The sequence below is a fragment of the uncultured Tateyamaria sp. genome (genome assembly GCF_947488715.1).
GTDB lineage: Bacteria > Pseudomonadota > Alphaproteobacteria > Rhodobacterales > Rhodobacteraceae > Tateyamaria.
Genome location: NZ_CANLAG010000005.1, coordinates 136505 through 155823 on the forward strand (window position 1 = coordinate 136505; position 19319 = coordinate 155823).

Genomic DNA, 19319 nt, shown 5'->3' on the forward strand with positions numbered 1-19319 from the left:
GAAGGTCTTTATGGCGTTTGGCCACCAGAAAGTCGAAAGCAGGCGGCGTGTGCTGCGCGAAATCGCGCAACATGGGCCATTGCCGCGCATTGATCTGGCGGAACGCACGGGAATCAGCCGGGCAACCGTGACCTCGGTGACGGCGGAATTGCTGCGCGGCGGATTGATTGCCGAAGTGCCCCGCGATGCCCGTACCGACGAGGCCGCACGGGGCCGACCCCGCGTGGATCTGAGGATCGCGGGCGAGGCGCATTTGATTGCGGGCCTCAAGGTGTCGGACGTGTCCATTTCGCTGGTGCTGATCGACTTTGACGGGCAACGGGTCGCGGACCATGAACACCCCTTGCAGGAACGCAGTCTGGCACCCGAAGCCCTGGCGCAGGAAATTGCCACGGGCCTCGACCGGTTGGCCGCCAAAGTCGGGCGCAAGCGGGCCGACATTTCGGGGCTGGGCGTGGGTCTGGCGGGGATTGTCGATGCAACACACGGGTTGGTGTACTGGTCGCCGTCGCTGGACCAGCGCAACGTGCCATTTGGTGAGGTTCTGACCCGGCATCTTGGCTTGCCTGCCTATCTCGACAATGACGCCAACCTCGTGGCCAAGGCGGAAATGATCTTTGGAGAGGGCAAACACCACTCTGATTTCATTGTGGTTACCATCGAAAGCGGCGTTGGCATGGGCATGGTTCTGGGCGGGCAGGTCTATCGCGGCACGCGCGGATGTGGTGCGGAATTTGGCCATACCAAGGTGCATCTGGACGGCGCGCTGTGCCGCTGTGGCCAGCGCGGCTGTCTTGAGGCCTATGTGGCGGACTATGCGCTGGTGCGCGAGGCGACCAGTGTGGGTGGCGTCAGCCTGACCATGCCCACAGCCCAAGCTGTGAACACCATCCTGCAAGCGGCCAAGACAGGCGACCCGACGGCGCGCACGGTCATCGAACGCGCGGGCAAGATGTTTGCCATCGGGCTGGCCAATCTGGTGAACATCTTTGATCCCGAACTGGTCATCCTTGCCGGTGAACAGATGCAATTTGACCACCTCTATGCGGATGCGGTGATCGAAGAGATGGGCAAGAGCATCGTCCAGATCGACAAACCCGCCCCCGCGGTGGTCGTGCACAAATGGGACAACCTGATGTGGGCCAGCGGTGCCGCGGCCCACGCGCTCGACTTTGTGCAGGACAGTGCGGTTGAGGCGGTGCAAGACACCTGACGCCGTACTGTCGCTGCTGTTTTGGCGGGTCAGAGGGGCGGCAATCCGACGGCTGCCCGCCCTTCATCGGTCTTGAGCGAGAAATCCTGCCCACACCACGCGTCGCCCACCGCACCGGTCAGGATGGCGATGGCCTGGGCCACCCATTCGGCAGAGATATGCGCGCCCCAATCCAACTGGCTGACCGGGTTGATCCCGCTGGCCGCAATGTCGCGCTGCATGTCTGTGGCCACCGTGCCGGGCGACAGACCCATCACGCGCACGCCTTTGTCGCGGACTTCTTTGTCGGCCACGCGGGTCAGGGACAGCACCGCCGCCTTGGTCGCGCAATAATGGCTCCAGCCCTCCAGCGCCGAGGTGGCCGCGCCCGATGACATGTTGATCACGGTACCGCTGCCCCGCGCGATCATGCCGGGTAGGGCCGCGCGCAGGCCGTGATAGACGCCCTTGACGTTGACATCGACCACCTGTCCCCACGCAGCAGGATCACTATCGGCCAGACGTGCGATCGGGTCGATGGTGCCTGCATTGTTGATCAGGATGTCCACGTCCCCGGCCTCTGCCATCAGCGCCTGAACCTGATCAAAGTCGCAGACATCACACGGGACAGCGCGACCACCAATATCGGCGGCCAGCGCCTTTAGCTTCTCCATATCGCGCGCCGCAACCACCACGTCCGCCCCGTGACCGGCCAGAACGCGCGCCGTGGCGGCGCCAATCCCTTTGCTGGCCCCGGTGATCACAACTGTCTTTCCCGCCAGATGCTCCATCGCTCAGCGGCCCCATGTGCAGGGGATGTTGGCATCCGTTGCACCCGCGCATTGCACCAGGTCGAAATGCAGGTCGAGATCAACGCTCAGCCCCGTGGGGCTGTCGAGAAAGGCGATGAAATCCATGCCGTGATCCAGGCGCAAGATCTCTCCGCTCGCCTCGAACCCGACAACACGCACCTCTTCGTAATTGGGGATGAAGTCGGGATAGGTCCGGTCCCGCACCATCGTGAAATCCAACGTCACCGGTGCCGTCTGCCCGCGCAGGGTCAGATCCCCGGTCAGTTTCCCGCTTGTTGGCGTCAACATCAGGATGTCGGTTGAGGCAAAGGTGATCTTGGGCGCTTCGGCCGCGTTCAAATAGTCTGCATGCCGCAGGTGATCGTCGCGCTGCTGGTGGTTGCTGTCCACGCTCGCGGCATCGACGGTAAAGGTGATCTGAGAGTTTTCGGGTGCCGCTTCGTCGATCAGGAAGGTCCCGTCGAAGCTGTTGAACCGACCGACGGTCCGGCTCAGCCCCATGTGGTTGATCTCCCAGCCGACGTGCGCGTGACCCAGGTCAAGCGTCCACTCGGTCGGTTCGGCATGGGCTTGGCTGGCGGCAAGCAAAAGGGCTGCAATGGGAATGGTGCGTGTCATGGGTGTCTCCTTTGACTGTGTGATGCCAACGGATGTACGCCTTGCGACTTACGCAAAAAATGCCCTTGCGAGCATCAGATTGATGCGTAAATTGCACGAATGGACACCGACGCCCTCAGAACACTGCAACTTGTCGCGCACCACCAAAGCTTTGCCGGGGCCGCCCGTGTGCTGGATGTAGACCCGTCATCGGTCAGCCGTCTGGTCGCCACGGTCGAGGCGCAACTGGGCCTGCGCCTGTTTCAGCGTTCGACCCGCCAGTTGACAGTGACCGAAGCGGGCGCGCTCTACCTGTCGCGTGTAGGGCCACTGCTCGATGATCTGGACCTCGCAAGGGACGCGGCGGCGCGCATCGGAACACAACCGGGCGGGCGCGTGCGGCTCACGGCCTCAGTCGCATTCGGCCACGAGGTGATTGTGCCACAGCTCGGCGCGTTGCGCCGCCAACTGCCCGAGATCGAGCTGGAACTGGTTTTGAGTGACCAGACGCTTGATCTGGTCGCCGCACAGGTGGACATCGCGGTTCGGCTGGCACCGGCACCCAAAGGCGACCTGATCAGCACACGCCTTATGTCGACGCGTTACCGTGTCGTGGCATCCTCCGCCTACATCGCGGAACAGGGTGCGCCACCCACGCCTGCTGCGCTGGCTGCGCACGACTGCCTGCGCATGACCCTGCCGGATTATCGCACCGAATGGCGGTTCCTAACGGGTGGTGCAGAGACCGTTGTACCGGTGTCTGGCCCACTGCTGATTTCAAACGCGCTGGCACTGCGCGCGGCGGCGCGGGAGGGTCTGGGGCCTGCGTTGCTGGCGGATTGGATGACCGACGGTGACATCGCACGCGGCGATCTGGTGGACCTGTTTCCGCACCACGCGGTGACAGCCACGGCCTTTGATACGGCGGCCTGGTTGCTCTATCCCAGCCGTGCCTACCTGCCCGCCAAGGTGCGGGCGGTCATCGACTTTCTGCGTGCGCAGCTCTAGGGCGTTACACCGCGGTTGGCCTTGATCTCGCGCAGAACCACGTTGGTCTGCGCGCTGGCCACCGCAGGCAGGCGAAACAGGAACCCTTCGAGAAACGCGTTATAGGCGTCGATGTCACGGCACAGGACGCGCATCTGGTAATCAGACTGACCCGTGGTGGCATAACACTCGACCACTTCGGCCCGCACAGACACGGCACGGATAAACGCCTCCAGATCCGCTTCGCTGTGGCGGGCCAGTTGGACGTGAACAATTGCCTGAAACCGCAGGCCCGCCGCTTTTGGGTCCACAACCGCGCCGTAATGCGTGATGATCCCCGCCTCTTCCAGGGCACGCACGCGCCGCCAGCAGGCAGAGGCGGACATGCCTACCTGTTCGGCCAGGTCGGCGTTGGACATCCGGCTGTCGGCTTGCAGCAGGCGCAAGAGGGTATGATCACGCGAATCCAGCTTCATGTGAGTAATCTATCCGAAAACTCTCAAAATACCGAACAATCAGTTCGAAAAGAAGCATATTCACGCCACATCTGGTAACCTTCACCACCCCGCGCGGCCCATCCTTGACCATAGAGGAGCCCGCACATGACCAAAGCCGAAACCGCGTTTCCGACCTATCAACTGGCCGATCGCTATACGCGTAGCGAAGGGCGCGTGTTTCTCACCGGAACACAGGCACTGGTGCGCATCATGCTCGATCAGGCGCGTCGCGACCGGCAGGCCGGGCGGAACACGGGCGGCTTTGTGTCGGGTTATCGCGGCTCACCTTTGGGCGCGCTGGACCTCGAGCTGTGGCGCGCGCGCAAGGCCACCGAGGCCGCCAATATCACCTTTATGCCCGCCGTGAACGAAGACCTCGGTGCCACCGCTGTCCTGGGCGCGCAGCAGGCCGTTTTGGACCCCGCGTGCCAACACGATGGCATCTTTTCCATGTGGTACGGCAAGGGGCCGGGCGTCGATCGGTCCGGGGATGCACTGAAACACGGCAACGCCTATGGCGCGTCGCCGCTGGGGGGCGTGCTGGTTGTGGCAGGGGACGACCACGGCTGCGTGTCTTCGTCCATGCCGCACCAATCCGATGTGGCGTTTATGGCGTGGTTCATGCCCACGCTGAACCCTGCGTCAGTCGGCGAATACCTGACCTTCGGGGCTTATGGCCTCGCGCTCAGCCGGTTCTCAGGCACATGGGTCGGGTTCAAGGCGATCTCTGAAACCGTCGAAAGCGGCGCATCGATCGAACTGCCCCCCGACCCGGTGTTTGCCCAGCCAGACTACACCGCGCCACCCGGCGGGTTGCACATCCGGCCCTCTGACCTGCCTAGCCCAGACATCGAAACCCGGATCCAGCACAAACTGGACGCCGTGCGCGCCTTTGTCGAAGCGAACCCGATTGACCGGCCCGAATACAACGTCTCGGATGCACAGTTCGGCTTTGTCACCACGGGCAAGGCGCATCTGGATCTGCTTGAGGCGCTGCGCCTTCTGGGTCTGGATGCACAGACGTGTCACCGCCACGGCGTCGACATCTACAAGGTCGGCATGGTCTGGCCGCTGGCCCGCCGTGACGCGCGCGCCTTTGTGCGCGGCAAGACCGAGATCATGGTGATCGAAGAGAAACGCGGGATCATCGAAAGCCAGTTGAAAGAGGCGTTCTATGACCTGCCGCGCGACATACCTGACCGTATGGTGGGCAAGTATGATGAGACCGGCACGCCCCTTGTCCCATGGACGGGCGAGCTGTCGCCGCTGAAGCTCGCGCCCTTGATCGCGGCGCGTTTGCATCCCTTCATGCCAGAGGCCGATCTGCCCGCCAAGGCGCGCGCGCTCGTCCGTCCGCCCCAGTTGCTGAACGTGACCGGTGCCACACGCACACCGTTTTTCTGTTCGGGATGTCCGCACAACACATCGACCAAAGTGCCAGAGGGGTCGCGCGCGGCCAGCGGTATCGGCTGTCACGTCATGGCGTCGTGGATGGACCGCGAAACGGGCGGATATGCCCAGATGGGCGGCGAGGGTGTGCCGTGGGCTGCGGCCTCGCGGTTCACGGGCGGGGGCCACATCTTTCAAAACCTGGGCGAGGGGACATGGTATCACTCCGGCTCGCTCGCCGTGCGCCAGGCCGTCGCGGCGGGGGCCAACATCACGTACAAGGTGCTGTTCAATGACGCGGTTGCCATGACGGGCGGCCAGCCGGTCGACGGCCCCGTCAGCGTCCCGTCCATTGCCTGGTCCAGCCATGCCGAAGGGGTCGCGCGCATCGCGCTTGTGTCCGATGACGTGGCCAAGTTTGACCGCGCGGCCCTGCCACCCGGCACCACCTTTCACAACCGCGACGCGCTGGACACGGTTCAACGCAGCTTGCGCGACGTGCCGGGCGTCACCGTGCTGATCTACGAACAGACCTGCGCCACGGAAAAACGCCGCCGCCGCAAACGAGGCACGCTGCCCCCGGTGACGCGCTTTGCCGTGATCAACCCTGACGTCTGTGAGGGATGCGGCGACTGTTCGGTCCAAAGCAATTGCCTCAGCGTTGAACCCTTGGACACACCGCTGGGCCGCAAGCGGCGCATCAACCAATCCAGTTGCAACGCGGACATGTCCTGTCTGTCCGGCTTCTGCCCCAGCTTTGTCACGGTCGAGGGCGGCACCCGCGCCGCCGCGCACCCTGAGATGATCGATGTACCGGCTCGACTGCGCGCTGTACCCGCCCCGGAATTGCCGTCGCTGGATAATCCATTTGACCTGCTGGTGACGGGGGTGGGCGGCACTGGCGTGGTGACTGTCGGTGCGCTGGTCACAATGGCCGCACATCTCGAAGGACGCGGCGCATCAGTGTTGGATTTCACCGGCTTTGCCCAGAAATTTGGCACTGTCCTCAGCTATATCCGTCTCGGACAGACACCCGGCGCGCTGCACCAGGTACGGATCGAAGAGGGGGCGGCCGACGCGGTGATTGGATGTGACCCGGTGGTGTCCTCCTCCCCCAAGGCCTCCGCGCACTATCATCCGGGCACGCGCATGGTGCTGAACCGGGCCGAGATGCCGACGGGGGATCTGGTGCTGCACCGTGATGCCGATCTGCGCATCGACGACAGAGAGATGGCGATCCGCGATGTCATAGGCGCGGCCAACCTCGCTGCCTTTGACGCCAACGCGCTGGCCGAACGGATCATGGGCGATAGCGTTTTTGCCAATGTGATGCTGCTGGGTGCTGCGTGGCAGCGCGGGATGGTGCCGGTCAGCGAAATGGCGATCAAGCAGGCGATCACACTGAACGCTGTGGCCATTGAACAGAACATGCGTGCCTTTGACATCGGACGCATCTGGGCGCACGACCCCACGTCTTTCGATGTGGGTGATGTCCCGACCCGGCCACGCACCGCCGCCGACATCATTGCCCATCGCAGCGTCCTGTTGACCGACTACCAAAACGCCGCCTACGCCGCGCGCTATCGCGATATCCTGCGGCGATACACGTCCGGTTTCGCGCCGGAGGATCAGGCGCTTGCCGCCCGCGCGCTCTATAAACTGATGGCTTACAAGGACGAATACGAAGTCGCGCGCCTGCACGCCAGCCCGGCCTTTGCCAAGGACCTGTCCCGTCAGTTCGACGGCGCGTTTGCGGTGCACCACCACCTTGCACCCCCGTTTCTGTCCTGGCGCAAGGACGCGCAGGGCAGGCCGCAAAAACGGGCATTCGGTGCATGGATGGGGCGGGTCATGCGGGTTCTGGCCCGCGCCAAAGCGTTGCGCGGCACATGGGCCGACCCGTTTGGATATACCCGCGAACGGCGCGAAGAGCGCGCGTTGATCGCGTGGTACGTCGCAGGTCTGGAACGGTTGGCCGGAGGTATTGTCGATCCTGAGGCCGCTCAGGTTTTTCTGGCCGCTCCGCTCGAATTTCGAGGCTTTGGCCCGGTCAAGGCAGACGCGATTGCGCGGCACAAGCCCGAGGCCGATGCCGCGCTAGAACGTGCTAGTAGTCGCTGACCAGCAGATGCGTAGGGGCCACGTCCTCTTCGATCGTGGAGAACCGCCCGATGGGTTCGGCAAAGATGTTGTCGGTCAGATCGTCATTGACCGTCGATACTTCGTGGATCAGGCAATCGCCACCCTCGCCCCAGAACGCGTGCCACGTCGTCGGTGTCAGCGTGACCGATGCCCCAACGGGCAGTTTCAGATGCCCACCGGCGGGCAGGGTGACGGGCACCCCGTCGGTCAGCACGTGCACGTCCGCCTTGCGGTCGATCTGCCCCTCGGCGTCGCAGGTAAAGAGCTCGAGCACCAGCGTGGCACCGCCACGGTTGATGATGTCCTCGGTCTTGAGAACGTGCCGGTGCATCGGCGACAGCTGATCCTGCCGCGAAATCATCAGCTTTTCTGCATAGAGCATCGCGCCCTGCTGGCCCATCTCGGTCAGGTCGCCGTTGCGCATGGTAAAGAGGAACAGGCCCATCTCGTCGAACCGGCCCTGGCCGTAATCGGTGATGTCCCAGCCAAGGTTGCGGTCGCGGATGTGGGCGGCCTTGTCGCTGCGCATTTCGTCGGGCGACCAGGTGCCAAAGGGCGGCACGGTCCAACCGTGTTTGGCAAAGAAGTCGGCACCATCTGCGAGGATGTCATTTACGCGGGATCGTTTCATCGGATCAGTCCAGTTCGTTGGCCCAGGGCGGGTTCGCCCCGGCGCGGGATACGGTCACAGCCGCCGCACGGGCGGCAAGGTTCAGCATGTCGGTCAGCACGGCCTCAGACAGCGTCGGGATCGCGGCGGGCGACAGCGCGCCCGCGTTGCGCAGCGCGGCGAGGCAACCGGCGTTGAAGGTGTCGCCTGCGCCGACCGTGTCGACGACCTCGACCCGTTTGGCGGGCACGCGGACGGTGGCGCCGCCCTTGACCAGCGCGGTGGCCCCCGCGCTGCCTTCGGTCAGCAGCAGCATCTTGGGACCCATCGCCAACAGGGCCTCGCTTTTGGCGGCCAGATCGCCTTCGGGGATCAGCCAGCTTATGTCGTCATCGGACAGTTTCACGATGTCCGCACGCCCGATCAACCGCTCCAGCCGGGCGCGGTACGCGGCCTGATCGGTGGCAAATCCGGGGCGGATATTCGGGTCTGCCATCACCAGCGTGCTGGCCGGAACCCCCAGCGCCATATTGGTTAGGCTGTCGGCCACGGGCAGGTTGCACAGGCTGATCCCGCCAAAGAACACCGCCTCTGTCCCCGCGGGGACAGTGGGCAGATCGGCGGGAGCAATCGCGCTTGTCGCGGTCTCGGTGTCGTAGAAACTGTAGGTCGCGTTGCCGCCATCAAGGTGGACAAAGGCCAGCGTCGTGTTGCGGTTGCTGCGCACGGCGTGGCTGGTGTCGACATGGCTGGTGGTCAGGTGCGCGTCGATCATGTGGCCGAACGGATCCGACGACAGGCCGGTCACCAGCCCGGTGGGCACATCCAGACGCCCCAGCGCCACGGCGGTGTTCAGAACTGCGCCCCCCACATGGGGCACATAGGCCCCGTCGGCATTGGGGATCATGTCGATCAGGGCCTCGCCCGCGCACAGGATCATAAAGGTGTCTCCGTCCATGTGATGTCGGCCGGAGCCGAGTGTGTCAGTACCGTGGTGATATTCGGCACGTCGTTGGTGTCAATCCATGCTTGCGCGTTTGGCTTGCCATGTTCGGCCCAGCGGGCCCTGAGCCGGTCGACCAGAACTTCCATCGGGGGATGCAGAGCGAGGGAGAACGTCCAGTGGGCGCGCAGGCGGTTCCAGGGTACCGCATCGAGCAGCAGGTAATTGCCCTCGACCACCACGGTCGTGCAGGACGCGGGCACGCGGCCCGCGCCGGCGATGGCAATCTCGCGCGTGCGGTCAAAGATCGGAAAGACGACCGGGCCGTCGGATTGCAGGGCGGCGATCATGCGCGCGAACCCGTCCGCGTCAAAGGTATTGGGTGCGCCCTTGCGGCTTTGGGTGCCGTCGATGCGCAGCAGCCGGTCATCGAGGTGAAAGCCGTCCATGGGCACCACGACCGACGGCTCGCCCGTCGCCGTCAGGCGCGCAGCGATGGTTGCGGCAAGTGTGCTTTTGCCGCTGGCGGGCGGCCCCGCCACGGCCACGAGACGCCGGTGTGGCGTCGGGGGCCGGTCGAGGATCTGCGCACAGATCTGGTCGAGCGTCATATCAGGCCGCCATCTCCGGCTCTGCCGCGCCGGTCATATAGGCGACGGCGTCGGACATCGAATGTTCTTTGGGGTCGATCACGCAGAGCCGTTTGCCCAGCCGGTGCACGTGGATGCGGTCGGCGATCTCGAACACGTGGGGCATGTTGTGGCTGATCAGGATGATGGGAATGCCGCGCGCGCGCACGTCCTGGATCAGCTCCAGCACCTTGCGGCTTTCCTTGACGCCCAGGGCCGCGGTAGGTTCATCCAGGATCACGACCTTGGACCCGAACGCCGCGGCACGCGCCACGGCGACGCCCTGACGTTGCCCACCCGACAAGGACTCCACCGCCTGATTGATGTTCTGGATGGTGGCGAGGCCCAGTTCGTTCAGCTTTTCGCGGGCGAATGCCTCCATCGCGGATTTGTCGAGACGGCGGAACACCTTGCCCATCAGACCCGGTTTGCGGATCTCGCGACCCATGAACATGTTGTCGGCGATGGACAGGGCGGGGGACATGGCCAGCTGTTGATAGACCGTTTCGATCCCTTCGGCGCGGGCGTCGATGGGCGAGCGGAAGTTGACCTCGCGCCCCTCGAGCCAGACTTGCCCCTCGTCCGGGACAACTGCGCCCGACACCGCCTTGATCATCGAGGATTTGCCCGCGCCGTTGTCGCCGATCACGGCGAGGATTTCGCCGGGCATCAGGTCAAAGTCGGCGTGGTCCAGTGCGGTCACTTTGCCATAGCGTTTGACGAGGCCGCGTGCCTTGAGGATGGGTTCCATTACGCGCTCACTTTCCGGATCCATTGATCCACGGCGACGGCTGCGATGATCAGCACGCCGATCAACATGAAGGTCCATTGCGGGTCGGCCCCGGCCATGCGCAGGCCCAGTTCGAACACGCCCACGATCAGCGCCCCAAAGAGCGCCCCGGCAATCGAGCCGCGCCCGCCAAAGAGCGAGATGCCCCCGATCACCACGGCGGTGATGGACTGGATGTTGCCGATCACACCGGTCGTGGCGGACGGAGAGATGGAGCCAAAGCGCCCGATCATCACCCAGCCTGCCAGTGCGCAGATGAAACCGGCGGTCATGTAGACGGTCATGTAGGTCTTGTGCACGTCTACGCCCGACAGCTCTGCCGCCTCCGGGTCGTCGCCCACGGCATAGACATGCCGCCCCCACGCGGTTGATCGCAGCACATAGGCCAGCCCGACAAAGAGGCCGATCATCACCACGACGCCAAAGGTGAACGTGGCGCCGCCGAACTGGATCTTGGTGCCGAGGAATTGCAGGAACGCGGCCTCGGCCTCGATGTCCTGGGACCGGATGGTTTCGTTTTCGGAATAGAGGTAATTCGCGGCGAGCACGATCTGCCACATGCCCAGCGTCACGATGAAGGGGGGCAGTTTCATGCGGCTGACCAGCCAGCCGCTGATGGCGCCCAGTGCGGTGCCGACGGTCAGGCCGATGGCCACGGACACGGCCGGTGGCACGCCGTATTGGAACGTGGCCTTGCCCATCACCACGGTGCACAGCACGGCAATCGCGCCCACGCTGAGGTCGATGCCCGCGGTCAGGATGATCAGCGTCTGTGCGGCGGCCAGCACGCCCACGATCTGCACCTGTTGCAGGATCAGTGTCAGCGCGAAGGGCGAAAAGAAGCGCGATCCCAGCAGGATGCCAAAGAGGGCAATCGAGAAGAGCAGGACCGTCAGCGGCACCAGCGACGGTGTCTGGTGCAGGGTGTGTTGCAGGCGGCCAACAAGGCCTTTGCGCGTGTCTTCGAACTCCGCGACCTTGGCGTCGGCGGTCGAGACGGCGGATTCGTAATTGTCGGATGGGGACATGGGGTGGCGTTTCCTCGGGCAAGACGGGGGGCAGGCGTGATGCCCGCCCCCCGAAGCGTTAGGTCAGGTATGCTGCGGCGGGATCAGCCCCAGCAGAGGTCCTTGCCTTCGGCGACCGAGATGCTGTCCACACCGTCAGCGGGCTTGTCCGTGACCAGGGCGACGCCAGTGTCAAAGAACGCCTTGCCATCTGTCGCGGCAGGCTTGGTGCCGTCCTTGGCCCATGCGGCAATCGCCTCGATGCCCAGTGACGCCATCAGAAGCGGGTATTGCTGCGATGTGGCGCCGATCACACCGTCGGCCACGTTCTGCACGCCGGGGCAACCGCCATCGACGGACACGATCAGCACGTCATTTTCGCGGCCAATCGCCTTGAGCGCCTCATAGGCACCGGCAGCGGCGGGTTCGTTGATGGTGTAGACTACGTTGATGAACGGATCCTTGGCCAGCAGGTTCTCCATCGCGCGGCGGCCGCCTTCTTCGTTGCCGGCGGTCACGTCATTGCCGACGATGCGGGCGTCGGTTTCGTCACCCCATTTGTTCGGATCACCCACGTCGATGCCAAAGCCAGTCAGGAAGCCCTGATCGCGCAGCACGCCCACGGTGGGCTGGCTGATGGCCAGGTCAAGCATGCCGATCTTGGCATCCGCTGCGGCGTCACCCAGCGAGGCGGCGGCCCATGCACCAATTAGTTCACCGGCGAGGAAGTTGTCCGTTGCGAACGTCATATCAGCCGCGTCAATCGGTTCCAGCGGCGTGTCGAGCGCGATGACCAACAGGCCCGCGTCGCGCGCCTGCTGAACAACCGGCACGATGGAGGCGGTGTCGGATGCGGTCAGCAGGATGCCCTTGGCCCCGTTGGCGATGCAGGTTTCAATCGCCTGCACCTGCGTTTCGTGGTCGCCGTCCACCTTGCCCGCATAAGAACTGAGGTTCACGCCCAGCTCTTCGGCCTTGGCGGTCGCACCTTCGCGCATCTTCACAAAGAACGGGTTCGTATCCGTTTTGGTAATCAGGCAGGCGGAAACGCCGTGACCATCCGCAAATGCGGCCCCTGCCATGGCTGTCATCGCGCAAGCAGTGCTCAAAAGTAATTTCTTCATGGTGTCCTCCCAAAAAAGTGGTCGCCCCGAACGTGTACGTCCGGAAGCAACTGCCCTAAGGGAAACGCGATTCTGTGAGACTGTCAATTAATAATTCAACTTGATTTATTAATTACCGTTCACCAAGATCGAGTGCGGAGGAATGTGTCTTATGACATTGGACCACGTGCGCAGCCTGTCGGGTGGGATCAACCAGACGGGTGTGCGTGCCTATAATGAGCGGCTGTTGATGTCGGTGTTGCAGCGCAACGGCGCGTTGCCGGGCAGTGACCTGGCACGTCGGACGGGGCTGTCGCCCCAGACCGCGTCGGTCATCCTGCGCAAGCTGGAACAGGACGGGCTGTTGTCCAAGGGCGTGCCGGTCAAGGGCAAGGTGGGCAAGCCGACGGTGCCTTATTCGCTGAACCCGGACGGGATGTTTTCCATCGGGCTCAAGGTGGGGCGGCGCAGTGCGGATTTGCTGGTGTTGGACATGATGGGTCAGGTCCGCCACCAATTGCGCGAAACCTATGACTACCCGTTGCCCAGCAACGTGTTTGCGTTTCTGAATGATGGGTATGCCCGCCTGCGCGAGATGATGTCGGACAACATGCGCGCACGGCTTTGCGGTGTGGGCATTGCGGCCCCGTTCGAGCTGTGGAGCTGGCATGAGCTGCTGGGCGCGCCTGCCGAACAGTTCGCCGCGTGGAAAGACGTGGATTTCGTTGAGGAAACAACCCGGATCACAAACCTGCGCGCACATATGGTGAACGACGCGACGGCGGCGTGCAGGGCCGAGCATGTGTTTGGCATCGGCCGCGAATATCGCGATTACCTGTATTTCTTTGTCGGGGCCTTTGTGGGTGGCGGCGTTGTGCTGGATCACGCCGTGTTCGAGGGCAACCAGCGCAACGCAGGGGCGCTTGGCACTTTGCCGGTTGCAGATTTGGATGGTCAGCCTGCGCATCTGATCGACCTTGCGTCGATCAGGACGTTAGAATTGCGACTGATCCACCACGGGCATGATCCGAGACAGCTGTGGCAACAACCGCAGGACTGGGCGCATCTGGAACACTACGTTGCACCGTGGCTGGCGCAGGCGGCGGATGCGTTGGCCACGGCCAGCGTGGCGGCCTGTGCGGTTCTCGATTTCGAGGCGATTGTGATCGACGGCGCGATGCCACCCGCTGTGCGCGCGCGGCTGGTCGAGATGACGGAAAGCGCGATGGCGATCAAGGACATGCGGGGATTGATCCGCCCCGCCACAGCCGAGGGGCAGATTGGTGCCAATGCCCGCGGCATCGGCGCGGCCACGGGGCCGATCCTCAGTCAATTGATGCTGGACCGGTCAGCCGTTCTGTTTGATCACGGCTGACCGAGGGGGCCTTAGCGGTAGTAAAGCGACTTGCCGTTGTGGAACAGTTGCACCTTGCCCGGTTCAGCGCCGACCTTGACCGTTGTGCCACGCAGGTCCTGGTGGATGCCGGGCATCTTGGCCAGAACCGGTGCGGCCTCGCCTTCGGCCTTGAAGTAGAGGATCGTCACCTCGCCCAGGGCTTCGGTGAAATCCACGACACCCTCATAGACGGCCTCGCCGGTGGTGACGGTCATATCTTCGGGGCGCACGCCCACGTTGACCTTGAGACCCTTGTCCGCATCGGTTGTCGGCACGGCGGACGTCATCATCAAACCACTGTCCATCTTGATCTTGGTCTGCGCGCCGGTCTCGACAATCTCGCCGGGCAGCAGGTTCATGGACGGTGAGCCGATGAACTGGGCCACAAATTCATTCTCGGGCCGCTCGTACAGTTCCAGCGGGCTGCCGACCTGCGCAATGCCCTTGTTCGCCAGCACCACGATGCGGGTGGCGAGCGTCATCGCCTCGACCTGGTCGTGGGTGACGTAGATCATCGTGCTGTCGGGCATCGACTCTTTTAACTGCGCAATCTCGATCCGGGTGGCGACACGCAGGGCGGCGTCGAGGTTCGAAAGTGGTTCGTCAAAGAGATAAACCTTGGGGTCGCGCACAATCGAGCGGCCAATGGCAACCCTCTGACGCTGGCCGCCAGACAGGGCCTTGGGCAGGCGGTCAAGATAGGGTTCAAGCTGGAGAATACGCGCAGCCTTGTCGACGGCGGCATTGATCTCTTCGTTGGATTTCTTGGCCAGCTTGAGGGCAAAGGTCATGTTGTCCCGCACCGTCATGTGCGGATAGAGCGCGTAGGACTGGAACACCATCGCAATGCCGCGCTGGGCGGGGGGGACGTCGTTGACCACCGTGCCGTCAATCTCAAGCGTCCCGTCCGAGATTTTCTCGAGGCCTGCGATCATGCGCAGCAGGGTCGACTTGCCACAGCCGGACGGCCCGACAAAGACGATCAACTCACCCTTGGCGATATCGAGGTTGATGTTGTTGAGTACGTTGACCGTGCCGCCGTAGGTCTTGGCGACATCGGTCAGTTTCAGATCGGCCATTGTTCTTCCTCCCAAAAATCACCCGTTGAACCGGGCGCTGGTTCCGTTTGTTCAGGTCTTGAGCGACAGGGCGACTTGCCATGGCCCAAGGTGCAGTTGCCCGTCCGGCCCCGGTGCGGTGCTGCCCAGTTCCGACCCAACGGTCGCCCAACTGCCGTCGGGCAAGGCGTGGGTGGCAGGCGCATCGCTGAGGTTGAACGCGCAATAGAGCGTTTGATCGCCCAGCGTCCGGGTAAAGCTGACCACAGACCCGTCCGCAGACACGCCACCATGCGTGCCCTTGACCAGGGCGGGGTGCGTGCGGCGAAAGGCGATGGCCCGGCGGTAGTGGTGCAACAGCGCGCTGGGGTCGTCCTCTTGCGCGGCCACAGACCGGTTCAGGTGGTCCGAACTGACCGGCAACCAGGGGTTGCCACTGGTAAAGCCGCCGGTCTGGTTCGACGGTTCCCACACCATCGGCGTCCGGCATCCGTCACGACCCTTGAACTCGGGCCAGAACTCGATGCCATAGGGGTCTTGCAGGTCCTCGAACGCCACGTCCGCCTCTGGCAGGCCCAACTCTTCGCCCTGATAGAGGCAGACAGAGCCGCGCAGACACAGGATCAGCGTTGCATAGGCCCGCGCCGCCGCCGGTGTCAGATCCCAGCGGGTGATGTGGCGCATCACGTCGTGGTTGGAAAACGCCCAGCAGGCCCAGCCGTCAGCGGCCACGGTATCGACCTCGGCAAATACCTGCGCCACCCGCTCGGCGGTCAGCGGGTCCTTCGCCAGAAACTCGAACGCATAACACATCTGCACACCTGTGGTGCCTGCCGTGTACTGGCCCAGCAACTCCAGCCCACGCTGTGCATCGCCCACCTCACCAACGGCTGCGGCACCGGGATACTCTTCGAGCAGCGCGCGGAACCGCGCAAGAAACTCCAGGTTCTCGGGCTGGTTCTTGGAATAGAGGTGTTCCTGATGGTTATACGGGTTCACCGACGGCGCGATGTTGGCATTGCGCCGCTCTGGCGGCAGGGCCGGATTGTCGCGCAGATCCTTGTCCGCATAGTAAAAGTTGATGGTGTCGAGGCGGAAGCCATCCACACCCCGGTCCAGCCAGAACCGCGTCACATCCAAAAGTGCATCCTGCACTTCCGGGTTGTGAAAGTTCAGATCGGGCTGCGTCGACAGGAAGTTGTGCAGGTAATACTGCTCGCGGCGCGGCTCCCATGTCCAGGCGGGGCCACCAAAGATCGACAGCCAGTTGTTGGGCGGCGTGCCGTCTGGCTTGGGATCGGACCAGACGTACCAGTCGGCCTTGTCGTTGGTGCGGTCCTGATGGCTTTGTGCAAACCACGCGTGCTGGTCCGATGTGTGGCTCAGCACCAGATCAATCATCACGCGCAGACCCAGTTCGTGCGCGGTTTCGACCAATGCGTCGAAATCCGCCAATGATCCAAACATCGGGTCCACGTCGCAATAGTTGCTGACGTCATAGCCAAAGTCTTTCATCGGCGAGGTAAAGAACGGCGAAATCCAAATCGCGTCCACACCCAGCGAAGCGATATGCGGCAGGCGTTGCACGATGCCCAAAAGGTCACCAACACCGTCGCCATTGCTGTCCTGATAGCTGCGCGGATAGATCTGATAGATCACCGCACCGCGCCACCAATCCGTATCGACGTCCAAAACTTTGGCCATGTCGAAATCTGCTTTCTTGTTCATCTTGAGCCTTTACTTGACCGAGCCGGCCAAGAGGCCGCGCACGAGGTATTTCTGCATTGCAAAGAAGACGGCGAGCGGCACTGCAATCGAGACAAAGGCCGCTGTCGCCAGAATTTCCCAGTTGCCGCCGCGTGTGCCCAGCAGGTTCACGATCTGGTCGGTCATCACCGTGGTCTGACCGGTTGAATCGATCAGGAAAACCTTGGCGACCAGCAGGTCGTTCCACGTCCACAGGAACTGGAAGATGGCAAAGGACGCCAAGGCAGGGAACGACAGCGGGAGGATGATCTTGGTAAAGATCTGGAAGTCCGTCGCCCCGTCCACCTTGGCGTTTTCGATGATGTCGCGCGGCAGCCCGACCATGTAGTTTCGCAAGAGATATATCGCGAGCGGTAGCCCGAACCCGGTGTGGGCCAGCCAGACGCCCAGATAGCCTTTGCCGATGCCGACGCCGACATGGAGTTTCAGCAATGGAATGAGGGCCAATTGCAACGGCACCACCAGCAATCCGACAACACAAGCTATCAGGATCGCGCGACCGGGAAAGTCCATCCACGCCAGCGCATAGGCGGCGAATGCGGCCACGACGATGGGAATGATCGTGGCCGGGATCGTCACGGTCAGCGTGTTAAAGAACGCCTTGGCCATGTTGTCGGTGTCATTGCCGCTGGTCATGATGTTCACGTAGTTTTCGGTCGTGAACTCGGGCGGCGACACAGCGGTGACAAAGGCGCGCTGCCCCCGTCCGCTGATCTGTTCGTCGTTGCCGGACCAGACATAGTTGCCCTCTGCGTCGATCGAGAACGTCTCGCCATCGCCCAGGTCGGCGACGTCGCCCGCTTGGTAGGCATCCACCGCGCGGGACGAGGTGCCCCAGCTCTGGATGTCGCCGCTGGCATTGTTTTCTTCAAAGAAGTTGCCTTCGACCACAAACATGTCACCGCGTTGGATGCGGTTTTCGTCCGGGTCGGAGGCGCGGTAGCGTTCGGTCTGTTCCGACGGGAACATCGACGCCCACCAGCCCGACCCGACAATCTGGTCAGCGGTGCGGAAGGACGACACCAGCAGGCCGAAGGTGGGGAACACCCACAGTGCAACCAGCAGGACGACGCAGATGTTGACGACCCATCCCAGAGACGACTTGGAACCAGCGATATTATCCATTATTTTGCTCCTTGCGATCGCGGGCCATCATTTCATCTCCTTGCGGGCGTTGTAGACGTTCCAGACGAGGATCGGGGACACCATGATCATGATCACGATGGCCGCAGCCGACCCCACGCCCCAGTCATTGGCGCGGAACAGTTTGTCGAACATGTAGTTGGCCAGAACCTGCGTTTCCCACTGGCCGTTGGTCATCGCGAACACGATGTCGAACACCTTGAGAACGGTGATGGTGATCGTGGTCCAAACCACCACAATGGTCCCCATGATCTGCGGCACCTTGATCTTGAAAAAGATCTGGAACGGGTTGGCCCCGTCCACGATGGCGGCCTCAACCGTTTCTTCGGGGATGCCGCGCAGGGCGGCGGACAGGATCACCATGGCAAAGCCGGTCTGGATCCAGATCAGCACGACCATCAGCAGGAACGAGTTCCAGAACGGGATGGTCAGCCACGTCTGCGGCTCGCCATACGGGTAGTCAAAGGTGAACACACCCACCAGCGACGTCAGCGACAGGTACACCAGATAGAGCGCGGCACCGCCCACAAACAGGCGCAGCGGGACAAACCCGGCACCACCGCCATTCTGGCGACTTTCCGCAATGGGACGGATGAAAATCCAGCCGACGTAGGCCACGATCGCACCAAAGGCCAAGAGCATCAGCGCAGGCACAGCCTGAAGGAACAGGAACGACCCGATGCCACCATCAAAGTTCAGCCAGACCGCATTCAGCACACCAATCTGGCTCTGATCGGCGGGGCGCGCCTCGTAGATGAGTTTAAAAATGACGCCCGCACCGACAAAGGAAATCGCCATGGGCATAAAGATCAGGGACTTCGCAATCGACCCCCACTTGATCCGGTCGGTCAGTTGCGCGGCCAGCAGGCCAAAAGCGGTCGAGGCGGCGGGCACGACGATAAGCCACAACAGGTTGTTGCGCAGCGCCTCCCAGAACTTGGGCTCGGCCACCATCTGATTGTAGTTGGCCAGCCCCACAAACGCGCCGCCCTGATCACGGTCGGTGAACGACAGGCGCAGCGTCTCGAACACGGGGTAGGCGAGGTACAGACCCAGCGCGAAAATGGCAGGGAACAGGAACAGCCAGGGGCGCACCATATTGGCACGGTTGATATTGCGACCCGCCTGCGGCCCGGTGGCCGGAAAGATTACCTTGTCGAGGAACTGGTTCGATCCCCAAAAATACAGAAGACATCCGCCGACACCGGCAAGAATAGTCACAAGTCCCAAGAGTGCGGGGTTCATCTGGCTTCCTCC

Annotated in this window: 17 protein-coding genes; 4 read left to right on the plus strand and 13 right to left on the minus strand. The window is 62.9% G+C overall.

The features are described 5' to 3' along the window. Positions 1-10: 10 nt before the first annotated feature. The gene (locus Q0936_RS12965; RefSeq protein ID WP_299295061.1) at positions 11-1213 is read left to right on the plus strand and encodes an ROK family transcriptional regulator; all 1203 of its coding nucleotides are present in this window, start codon (positions 11-13) and stop codon (positions 1211-1213) included. Positions 1214-1242: 29 nt separating this feature from the next. Here Q0936_RS12965 and Q0936_RS12970 read toward each other — a convergent pair whose 3' ends face one another. Beyond that, positions 1243-1983: an SDR family oxidoreductase gene (locus Q0936_RS12970; protein WP_299295059.1), complete on the minus strand. Its 741-nt coding sequence runs from the start codon at positions 1981-1983 to the stop codon at positions 1243-1245. A 3-nt stretch (positions 1984-1986) separates the two neighbouring features. Then, a complete protein-coding gene (locus Q0936_RS12975) occupies positions 1987-2622 on the minus strand; it encodes a YceI family protein (RefSeq protein ID WP_299295056.1) in 636 nt (211 codons plus the stop codon). A gap of 99 nt (positions 2623-2721) precedes the next feature. Between Q0936_RS12975 and Q0936_RS12980 the strand changes: the two genes are divergently transcribed. Further along, on the plus strand, positions 2722-3609 hold the full coding sequence (locus tag Q0936_RS12980; protein WP_299295054.1) for a LysR family transcriptional regulator: 888 nt from the start codon (positions 2722-2724) through the stop codon (positions 3607-3609). Here Q0936_RS12980 and Q0936_RS12985 read toward each other — a convergent pair. Continuing rightward, positions 3606-4064 (minus strand): Lrp/AsnC family transcriptional regulator, encoded by a 459-nt coding sequence (locus Q0936_RS12985; protein ID WP_299295052.1) that lies wholly within the window; start codon positions 4062-4064, stop codon positions 3606-3608. The two genes, Q0936_RS12980 and Q0936_RS12985, sit on opposite strands and share 4 nt — an antisense overlap. A 126-nt stretch (positions 4065-4190) precedes the next feature. On the opposite strand from Q0936_RS12985, the gene Q0936_RS12990 reads away from it, so the two are divergent. Then, complete coding sequence (locus Q0936_RS12990) at positions 4191-7595, plus strand: indolepyruvate ferredoxin oxidoreductase family protein (protein WP_299295050.1); 3405 nt, start codon at positions 4191-4193, stop codon at positions 7593-7595. Here the strand turns inward: Q0936_RS12990 and Q0936_RS12995 are convergent. The 6 genes from Q0936_RS12995 to Q0936_RS13020 form a co-directional block, all read right to left on the minus strand. Next, a complete protein-coding gene (locus Q0936_RS12995; RefSeq protein WP_299295049.1) occupies positions 7582-8247 on the minus strand; it encodes a D-lyxose/D-mannose family sugar isomerase in 666 nt (221 codons plus the stop codon). The two genes, Q0936_RS12990 and Q0936_RS12995, sit on opposite strands and share 14 nt — an antisense overlap. Positions 8248-8251: 4 nt before the next feature. Next, positions 8252-9184, minus strand: coding sequence for a carbohydrate kinase (locus Q0936_RS13000; protein WP_299295048.1), 933 nt, complete (start codon positions 9182-9184; stop codon positions 8252-8254). After that, positions 9163-9780, minus strand: coding sequence for a nucleoside/nucleotide kinase family protein (locus Q0936_RS13005; protein WP_299295046.1), 618 nt, complete (start codon positions 9778-9780; stop codon positions 9163-9165). Before Q0936_RS13005 ends, Q0936_RS13000 begins: the two co-directional genes overlap by 22 nt. A gap of 1 nt (position 9781) precedes the next feature. Next, the gene (locus Q0936_RS13010; RefSeq protein WP_299295043.1) at positions 9782-10549 is read right to left on the minus strand and encodes an ATP-binding cassette domain-containing protein; all 768 of its coding nucleotides are present in this window, start codon (positions 10547-10549) and stop codon (positions 9782-9784) included. Beyond that, positions 10549-11616: an ABC transporter permease gene (locus Q0936_RS13015; RefSeq protein WP_299142718.1), complete on the minus strand. Its 1068-nt coding sequence runs from the start codon at positions 11614-11616 to the stop codon at positions 10549-10551. The genes Q0936_RS13010 and Q0936_RS13015 overlap by 1 nt, the downstream gene beginning before the upstream one ends. An 83-nt stretch (positions 11617-11699) precedes the next feature. Beyond that, complete coding sequence (locus tag Q0936_RS13020; RefSeq protein WP_299142716.1) at positions 11700-12719, minus strand: sugar ABC transporter substrate-binding protein; 1020 nt, start codon at positions 12717-12719, stop codon at positions 11700-11702. Between the two features lie 151 nt (positions 12720-12870). On the opposite strand from Q0936_RS13020, the gene Q0936_RS13025 reads away from it, so the two are divergent. Further along, positions 12871-14073 (plus strand): ROK family transcriptional regulator, encoded by a 1203-nt coding sequence (locus tag Q0936_RS13025; protein WP_299295040.1) that lies wholly within the window; start codon positions 12871-12873, stop codon positions 14071-14073. 11 nt (positions 14074-14084) lie between these two features. On the opposite strand, the gene ugpC is transcribed toward Q0936_RS13025, so the two are convergent. Genes ugpC through Q0936_RS13045 form a run of 4 tightly spaced genes read right to left on the minus strand, consistent with a single transcriptional unit; the run spans position 14085 to position 19307 of the window. After that, a complete protein-coding gene (gene ugpC / locus Q0936_RS13030) occupies positions 14085-15173 on the minus strand; it encodes a sn-glycerol-3-phosphate ABC transporter ATP-binding protein UgpC (protein WP_299142712.1) in 1089 nt (362 codons plus the stop codon). A 51-nt stretch (positions 15174-15224) separates the two neighbouring features. Further along, positions 15225-16880 (minus strand): alpha-amylase family glycosyl hydrolase, encoded by a 1656-nt coding sequence (locus Q0936_RS13035; protein WP_299295038.1) that lies wholly within the window; start codon positions 16878-16880, stop codon positions 15225-15227. A gap of 9 nt (positions 16881-16889) precedes the next feature. Next, positions 16890-18044: a carbohydrate ABC transporter permease gene (locus Q0936_RS13040; RefSeq protein ID WP_299295037.1), complete on the minus strand. Its 1155-nt coding sequence runs from the start codon at positions 18042-18044 to the stop codon at positions 16890-16892. A gap of 27 nt (positions 18045-18071) precedes the next feature. Beyond that, on the minus strand, positions 18072-19307 hold the full coding sequence (locus Q0936_RS13045) for a sugar ABC transporter permease (protein ID WP_299295035.1): 1236 nt from the start codon (positions 19305-19307) through the stop codon (positions 18072-18074). Positions 19308-19319: the final 12 nt, after the last annotated feature.